This is a genomic window from Streptomyces sp. NPDC001851, assembly GCF_040297165.1.
Lineage (GTDB): Bacteria > Actinomycetota > Actinomycetes > Streptomycetales > Streptomycetaceae > Streptomyces.
Genome location: NZ_JBEOYR010000089.1, coordinates 1 through 1,143 on the forward strand (window position 1 = coordinate 1; position 1,143 = coordinate 1,143).

1 protein-coding gene is annotated in these 1,143 nt (G+C 63.1%); it reads right to left on the minus strand.

What is annotated here, in order from left to right; translation table 11 throughout:
- Nucleotides 1–880, minus strand: an 880-nt coding sequence (locus ABT171_RS41680; protein ID WP_351252176.1) for a DUF3857 domain-containing protein, incomplete at its 3' end; no start/stop codon positions are given.
- Between the last annotated feature and the right edge of the window lie 263 nt (nt 881–1,143).

Sequence of the window (1,143 nt, forward strand, 5' to 3'; positions counted from 1 at the left end):
CCCAGCGATAGAGGGCCTCCGCCTGCTCGCGCCGATCGCTGATGCCGGCGGTGATGTTGTCTGCCAGTGCCTGGATGCCCGGCGTCACCTTCGCCGCCGCACCGGCCTTCAGCTGATAGGCCTTGGCCAACTGCGGCCACTCGCGGTAGGTGCTCGCCATGATGGTCGGGCTGAAGGTCCAGCTGTCCGCTGCCCAGTTTTGCGCCTTCATCGGCGCGCTGCGCGAATAATGCCAGCGCCAGTGCGCTTGGCCGTTGCGGATCTGCGGCTTGTCCCCGCCTTCCACGCCACGCGTGAAGATATGCATCGGCAGCTTGGCCGGTGCCTGCAGGGTCACTTCGGCGTCGTCGAACTGATCGAAAACGCTGAACGTCTCCCACAGGCCGAAATAGTCGGGGAAATACGGGGTGTTTTGCGTGCGGCGCAGCTCATACACCACCCGCGAGCCCGGCGCCAGGTTGGAGAACACGATGACGCGCACTTTGCGGTCGGCATACAGCGGGGCCGTGGCGCTGGAGTAACTCTCCTGGGTATAGATGCGATCGGGCGCCACGTCGTGCCGCTGGCCGTCGGCAGTCAGCGTGTAGGCGGCGACCACCTCCAGCGTTTCCATTTTTTCGCTGTAGCTCAGGCGGATCTGGCTGAATTTTTCGACCGCCGCCTTGGTCTTCAGCAGCACTTCGTAGCTTTCCGTCTTCACGGTGGTGGCGGTGGCGTTGACGCGGTAATCCGCGCGATAGCGCACGAAGCTGAAATCGTTGTTGGCCGTGTCGTTCTGGCCCTGATCCGCCGCGACGGGCGGTGTAGCGGCCAACACGGTGGCCGGGTGCGTTGCCGTCAAACCGGCGAATAACAGCAGGGAAGGAATAGCGATTTTCATCTTCGGTCCTTGAAGGGCAATAAACGGCGACGCCGGGCTACGCGCCTGCCCCGGCGTCAAAACAGGCGGGCACACTAATATAATTGAGAATCATTTTCAATAAACGGACCTTCAACGCCCGGGCTAACCCTGTTCTATCAACATCACGGCGGTGGTCTCCGGCTCCAGCGCTTCGAAAACGTGCTCGCGCTCGGCGGAGTAGCTGATGTAATCGCCGGCGCTCAGCTCCAGCGGCTGCTCCGCCGGCCCGAGGCGCGCTCGCC